At 61.3% G+C, this 7,544-nt stretch carries 5 protein-coding genes; all 5 read right to left on the bottom strand.

Annotation, left to right across the window (positions count from 1 at the left end):
- Positions 1-1,671 (bottom strand): ABC transporter permease (locus JOZ76_RS18010; protein WP_291700332.1); only part of this gene is annotated, 1,671 nt, incomplete at its 3' end.
- A gap of 25 nt (positions 1,672-1,696) precedes the next feature.
- Positions 1,697-3,736, bottom strand: coding sequence for a carbohydrate porin (locus JOZ76_RS18005; protein WP_441300052.1), 2,040 nt, complete (start codon positions 3,734-3,736; stop codon positions 1,697-1,699).
- A gap of 714 nt (positions 3,737-4,450) precedes the next feature.
- On the bottom strand, positions 4,451-4,573 hold the full coding sequence (locus JOZ76_RS18000; RefSeq protein WP_291700328.1) for a hypothetical protein: 123 nt from the start codon (positions 4,571-4,573) through the stop codon (positions 4,451-4,453).
- Between the two features lie 935 nt (positions 4,574-5,508).
- Complete coding sequence (gene dmeF, locus JOZ76_RS17995) at positions 5,509-6,609, bottom strand: CDF family Co(II)/Ni(II) efflux transporter DmeF (RefSeq protein ID WP_441300051.1); 1,101 nt, start codon at positions 6,607-6,609, stop codon at positions 5,509-5,511.
- A 185-nt stretch (positions 6,610-6,794) separates the two neighbouring features.
- Positions 6,795-7,073, bottom strand: coding sequence for a metal/formaldehyde-sensitive transcriptional repressor (locus JOZ76_RS17990; protein WP_291700334.1), 279 nt, complete (start codon positions 7,071-7,073; stop codon positions 6,795-6,797).
- Positions 7,074-7,544 lie beyond the last annotated feature (471 nt).

Here is a 7,544-nt window from a genome sequence, read left to right as displayed (position 1 = left end):
CAGCGTCACCATGATGCACATGACCGCGATCCCGAGCACGACGCGCGGGAAGTCGCCAGCTTCGGTGGCCTTCGCGATGTAGGCGCCGAGCCCGGTCGCCGACAGACGCGTATCGCCCCAGCTTGCCACCTCCGCGACGATCGAGGCGTTCCACGATCCGCCGGAAGCGGTCACGGCACCGGTGACGTAGTAGGGGAAAATACCTGGAAGGATCACCTTGATCCACCATCGCCATCCCTTCAGATGGAAGTTTGCAGCCGCCTCCCGCAGATCGCCTGGAAAGGCGCTGGCCCCGGCGATGACGTTGAACAGGATGTACCACTGAGTGCCAAGGATCATCAGCGGGCTGAGCCAGATATTCGCGCTGAGGTTATAGCGCACGATCAGTGCCACGAAGATCGGAAAAGCGAGATTGGCCGGGAAGGCGGCGAGAAATTGTGCGAGCGGCTGAACACGTTCGGCAATCTTCGGCCGTAGCCCGATCCAGACCCCGACCGGCACCCAGATCAGCGTCGCGAGCGCAATCAGCACGACGACCCGCAACAGGGTCACGAGCCCGTCCGCGACGGCGTCATAGAGGTCCGAGACACCCAAATTCGCTGATAGATATTGATACGCTCGCCATCCGGTGTAGCCGGTGCCCGCGGCGATCAATGCAAACCAGAGCACGTCAATAACCCGCGAGGGTAGGGCATTCCTTGCGGAGGGCTGCAGGCTAGCCGGGAGAGCGATGCGCAACGTCGAAATCGCCTTGTTCGTCGCAGCAAACGGATAGGTCAATGCGCGCAGCGCCCGGGTCCGCCGAAACAGATCCAGTATCCAGGATGTCGGCGCCACGCTCGAGGCGGTCTGCTCGAAGCGGAATTTATCCGCCCACGCCACGATCGGGCGAAACAGCAATTGGTCGTAGACGATGATGACCAAGAGCATGGTCAATATGGCATAGCCGATGGCGGCGAGATCGCGCTTCTCGATCGCAAGCGCCACATAGGAGCCGACGCCGGGCAAGGTGACCGTCGTGTTGCCGACGGTGATCGCCTCGGAGGCTACGACAAAGAACCAGCCGCCCGACATCGACATCATCGCATTCCAGATCAAGCCGGGCATCGCGAAGGGCACATCCAGCCGCCAGAAGCGCTGCCAGCCGCTCAAGTGGAAGCTTTGAGTTGCTTCCTCCAGATCCTTCGGCACGCTGCGGATCGACTGATACATGCTGAACGTCATATTCCAGGCCTGACTCGTGAAGATCGCGAACACACAGGCAAGCTCGGCGCCAAGCACCTGGCCCGGGAACAGGTTCAGAAAGAACACGACGGTGAAGGTCAGAAACCCAAGGATCGGCACCGACTGGAGAATGTCCAGCAGCGGAATCATAATTATCTCCGCGCGCCTGCTTTTCGCAGCGATAGCGGCATAGATAAAGGTGAAGATGGTCGAGCAGACGATGGCGAGCAGCATCCGCATGGTCGTCCGCAGGGCGTAGAGCGGCAGGTTGGCTGGGTCGAGCGACACCGGCGTCGTCTCGAGCGCGGATAAGGGCAAAGTGGTTTGCTCGCCCCCATAGAGCATCAGCGCCATCGCGCTGATGACGAGAACCAGCGCCACAAGGTCCCAAATGTTGGGGCGCGGCGTCCGTGTCAGCAGAGCTATGCGAAGATCCTGTAGCGTCATCCGACGGGCTCCGTGCAGCAGATGCCTAGTATTGCGTATGTACGCGCACCCCAAATACCGAAGCGGGGCCTCGGTCGCGGTTGTAGGCGGGATTGACGATCAGCTGATAGTCGAGCGTGATCTTCGAGGCAAACCAGGGGAAGTTGTAGTAGGCCTCGAAAATCCCCTCGTTCCCCGGATGCGGCAGCTGTCCGTCACCCACCAGGATGCCGAGTCCGCCGGCATTGAGAAAGGCCTGGTGCACGTTGGTGATGCCGTTGACCACGCCTGCTATGCCGATCGTGTCGTCATCCCGCCCCCATAGCTTTCCCGAAAGCGCGAAACCGGCGGCGACAGTGCGGTCGATATCTGTGAAATCGAACGGCTCCTTGCGGCCATCGGCCCATCCCGCGCGGGCGAAGAAACCGATATTGTCGCTAAGCTGCTGCTCGAGATTCATGCTGACGCCACCGCGGCTCTGGTAGCGCCGAACAGCGGCGATGTCGGCGGGCATTCCGGTCTCAGCTGCGAGCAGGATCGCATCTTGGAAGCTGCCCATTCCGCCGCGGCTCAAGAATCCGGTAACGGCCACTTTGCCCGGCTGGCCGAAGATCGAGTAGCGACGCTCGATTTCACCATCCCACTGGAATTGGCCAAAGCGGGAATCCAGCGCAGTGGAATTCGGCGTAACGGACAGGTCGAATATGCCGCCGCGAAAGGTCCAGGGACCGGTGTACCATTCAATGGCGCCCCCTACCGAATAGCCCCAGGCATCGGCCGCATAGTCGAACGTCCCGGTGTCGATCAATGACCAGTTCATGAAATCGCCGCGCGGGTCGTGCGCGTATTTGTTGGTGTCGAAGATATCGGGCACGCCCATCTTTCCGACCGTGATCACCAGCCGGTCCGACGTTTGCTTTCCCGAGAACTGGTTAAACCCCGCGCTGACGTCCTGAACATCGCCGCCCAGGTCGATCGTCTGTCGCAAGAACGCCCGGTGCAGACGGGTGTAAGGGTAGCTGGCTCCGACCTTGTAGGCCTCACCGCTCGTGAAGCCCGCCGCTCCCGTGGAGTTGCTCAAGCCAAAACCCTGATCGATCTCCGGATTGATCCAGAGTTCGGCGCCATCCCACAGCCGCATACCGGCGTATGCCGTCACGTCGAAGGTCTCGCGGCCCTGGTTCGGGTTCAGACTGTTGGGTCCGACATAGGGCGAGCGGAACGGCGGCGTGTACTGTTCGAGGAAGGTCGCCTGGGCGTGGAAGGCGAAGCGGTCCGTCTCCAGCGCCGTGGGCGTCTTGGTGATCAGCTCCGGTATGGGATTGGTGTCGCCGATCTTATAGTTCAGTCCGAACCGGATACTTTGCATCGCAAGGCTGGATGCGAACGTATCGGCGGATGCCGCAAAGAATGCATTTTTGCGGCCAAACCCGGTTTCCAGGAATTCGGCCTTCGCCGACCAATTGCCGGCAATGGGAATTTCCACTCCGATCCCCGCGACCCATCCCAGCCGCCACAACAGAGGAGTTTCGACGGTGCCAGGCGCCACGAGATTGCCAGCAAGCGGGGCGGCATCCTGGGACCGCGTCACCTGATCGTAGGTCCAGGCGAACCCGCCCGTTCCGTAGAGGAGAAACTGATCGAACGCATAGCCGATCCGGCCGCGAACGCTGCCGTAGTGGATGACTGCCTCGCCATAGATCACTTGACCGATCTGCGGCGAGGCCACGGTCTGGCTACCCTGCACCGAAAAAGGGACCACCACGTCCGAATTCGGGAAGCTGGCGTCGCCCTCGATGCCTAGCATCACGTGCGACGGCAACACGTAGTTGTAGCCGCCCTGCAGCCCCATCACATAGCTTCCGGTGCCACCCATGAAATCGAAATGGAAGGGAAGATCGAACGAGCCGTTCAAGGACGGCCCTGCAGGTCCAAGCGGCGTTGAGGTCCAGTTCGACGAGCCCCTGATCACGCCCGCATGAGCGCCGATGTACCAGCCGCTCCAATCGTAAGCCGTCGACGTGTAGGGCACGGGCGCTTTGACCGGCAGGTCCGCGGCGAGCGCGGGCCGACCCAGTGCCAGCATCCCCAGTGCCGCGGCAAGCGGCGCCGATAGCCGGACACGGCCGGCTGTCGCGCGGCCCTTTGCGAGCAAAAACGTCGCCATGGTCTCTTTCGTCATGACCCCCATCATGCCGATATCCCCTGCATTGCCCGGATGCTCTGGCTCCGATGCCAGCCCCCGCGCCTGTCGCTGGCAGAGGCGAAAGGCGCAAGCGAATTCATTGCCCGGCACTTTTCCAAAGCACTCGCTGCCAGACCCTATCGCTGATTTTTTGTGGTTGGAAGGAAGCGGGCCGGAAGCCACGTTGGATCGCGTCCTCCAGTGACGTGCCTGCAACAAAGAAAGCGCAAGCAGATGCCCATTCGCGTGGCAAGCACGAGCAGGCGCGTTTGATCCGGGCCAAGCCTGGCGCAACGACGTTCCGGCAAGACCGCTCTGATAGGACGTTTTGAAGACAGTTTTGCGAAGAGGCGAGACCGGTAGTCGATCCCCTTGCAACGATGGGTTGGGTCGATCAGACTTTTCAAGCTCCCAGCGACAAGTCGCTCCGCAGCGGCATACGAGCCACGGCGATCCGTGCTGCTGCTCGCCTCGACGAGCGCCGTGATTGGTGTCCTTGCCTTGCGCGGTCACGCACGGCGCCAGCAGCCGTGAGTGACGGTTTCCGAATTTTGCGAGTTTCCCGAACATCGCTCACCTCTGTTTCCGCTATGCGGCAGGGTGAGCGAGCTGCGGTCAGTCAGTCTGACCACCCACGCTCGCGCGGCTGCCGCCGTCGCGATCAATCCCAACGTTTGGCGGCAACACCAGTCCGATCGAAGTGATCGGAATGACATTGCCGTAGGGGGTACTGCCCATGGCTCTTTCATCAAGTTTGAGAGGTCGGTCCTTCGAACAATCGTTCTCAAGGACTTCGATCGTTCACTAGGCCTGCCGTGTGCCGAAATCAAGCGTCTGGCTCATCCTCCGGGGCAGGATAGAAGAGACTGCTGACGAATCTCTCATCACCGACTGCTTGCAGTCGCGCGAACGGAGCGGACTTGTCGTTCGCCATCCACCCCCCGCGATCATATTGGCAAACCTCAAACCGGGAACTCTTCCGCCAGCAATAACTTGCTGGTCGGCCGTCGATTCAAACACGCGGAAGAGTATCCCCTGATAGGGGATGCACACTTCTAAGGATGCGCATTTCAGAATCGTACTGCTCGCAGCAGCTTGGGACCGTCATCGAAATCATCGAAGATAGGCGGCCGTGCACCCAGATTGCCCAGGAGCTTCTGGTGATTGGAGGCAGGTAGCACCTTATTCGCAATGGTTCGCAGCCCGACCGCGTTAACGATGCTGCCAATCCATACTTCGTCCGGCAGGGCGGACGAGAGTTCGGATCACAACTGGACAGCCGGCGCGGATCGAAGAGCTTGAAACAGTTCCACGTGCAATGCGAGACGTTCGCAGTCTAGCGACGTTGTGTTGCAATTCCGCCTGATTCGTCCCTAGAATTGCCATCCAGATTAGCGGGAGCTCCAATGGGCCGAATCGCCTTCCTGTCGCTGATGTTCGCTTCCACGGCCGTAACCTGGTCGGATTGCCAAGCTGCAGGATCGTTTCAGACTAGGCCGGCTTTCCAGACTGCCGCAATTACGGTTGGCGCAGCATCTGCTGTTCCCAGCGTTTCAGTGCCCAAGGTATCCGCGAGCGATCTCGTTGTCGGCTGTGGCAGAGGTCGCATCCGCGATCCCCAGACCCATGCGTGCCGCGGTCCGGCCAACATAAGATAGCGAGCCAAAGCAGCGTCAAGACCGCATGTCCGAAGGCGTGTGTTGTACCTCCACCGTGACGTGCGACAGGTCGGCAAACCGGGCGAGCCGCTGCCGGTAATGCGCAGCTTCGCAGGCTTTGGTGGTCGCCACCGACACAATGGCGCCGAGATGCCCGGGGCCGAGCCGCCAGAGATGCAAGTCGGTGACGCGATCGCCCTCGCTTTCGACGACCTGCCGGACCTTTTCGGCGATCCGTGAATCCGGTGTGCGGTCGAGCAGGATCGCGCCAGTGTCGCGCAAGAGGCCGACGGACCAGTTCGCGATGACGGCTGCGCCGATCAGGCCCGCGAGCGGATCCATCCAGAGCCAGCCAAAGGCGCGCGCCAACAACAGCCCGACAATTACGAGCACCGACACGGCCGCGTCCGCCATGACGTGAACCACCGCCGCGCGCATGTTGTTGTCGCGATGATGGGCGCCATGCGCGGTGTCGTGCTCGTGCTCCTCAAAGCAGAGCTCGCGCTCCTCCTGGCGGGCTTCGCCACCAAGGCGGAGCTTGGCTACGAATGCATGCGGTTCAGGGATCTCATCGCGCGATTCGAGAAATGCCCCGCGATCTTCCAGCGCAAACAGCTGCCGGCCGCCGTCCTCGCGCACAGTCTCGATCGAGAGATCCGATGCCGCCGGCAACGCGCCGGCGCCCGCGTAGATGCGAAACCGCGGCGGCACATCATCCTCGAAAATCTCGACCTCGATCGAGGTGCGGTCGAACGCAATGCGGCGGACCTCGTCGTCATGGTCGTGGTGATTGTCGTGATCGTGACCGTCGGCATGATGATGATGATCGTGACCAGGTCCGCCGGACAGAAGCCAGGCGCTCGCGACATTGACGGCGAGGCCAAGGAACGCGATCGGGATCGCCTCCCGAAAACTGATCGAGACCGGGTTGAGCAGCCGCTCGACCGCCTCATAGGCGATCAAGAGCGCAATCATCGCCAGCACAATGGCGCTGGAATATCCGGCAAGATCGCCAAACTTGCCGGTGCCGAACGTAAAATTCCGGTCATAAGCGTATTTGCGCGCAAAACTGTAGGCCAGCGCGGCGAGCAGCAACGCACCAGCATGCGTCGACATGTGCAACCCCCGGCAATCAACGCCAACGAGCCGAACAGTGCGCCGCCAATGATCTCCGCGAGCATCATGGCGCTGCAGAGAATGATCACCGCCCAGGTTCGGCGTTCGGCCGTCTCATGATCACTGCCCAGGAAGACATGCGTGCGCTGCGGGCTGAAACGCCTGGAGTGAATCGGCCATGCTGTTTACCTCAGATAGGTGTGGACTACGTCAATGAGCTGTTCGGCCGCATCGGCGTTGAGAGCGCCGGGATTTTTCTTGGGGTCAACGAGGTGCGTGCGGATATGGTCCTCGACCACTTCGGCCATCAAACCCGCAACACTGCCGCGAATTCCGGCGATCATGTGCATGATGCGCGCGCAGTCGGTCTCCTCATTGAGTGAGCGCTCAAGCGCCTCGACCTGGCCTCGAATCCGTCCGACCCGCGCCAACAGCTTCTTTTTCTCTCGGATGGTATGTGTCATGAGGCTCATATAGGGTACCACCCTATGCTATGTCAATCGCGCCTGTCGAGGGATGACCCACCGCAAGTAGCGATATGGCCCGGTCCCGGGACGGCCAGGCGGGGGCTACACCAGGTCGATGAGGCCCGCGTGTCGGACGGGAGGACGGACGCGGGTGAGCGCAAATTTCCATCTTTCAATCAGTAACGGGTGCGAACCCCGTCGTTCTAATTGCCTCAGGCATCGAACTGGCGGACGTGATCGCGCGGTCGACAACGGCGTACCGGCAGCGATGGACCAGCCAGCCCTGCGCGCCAGCATGATCGAGGTTTCGGTGGCGCCGCGGTTGATGCCGGGACGCAATTCGCCCGGGCCCGCGGGCAGAACCGCAAAGCCCCGCGCCACCACCGGGCTTTGCCCATATTTGAGGCAGCCCCTTCTATCCTCCCCCGAGGATGACTGCTATCCTGTGGGCGATTAGGAGACCCGGAT

Source organism: Bradyrhizobium sp. (genome assembly GCF_019244115.1).
Lineage (GTDB): Bacteria > Pseudomonadota > Alphaproteobacteria > Rhizobiales > Xanthobacteraceae > Bradyrhizobium.
Note: the sequence above shows the minus strand (reverse complement) of the source record. Positions and strands in the feature narration are given on the sequence as shown.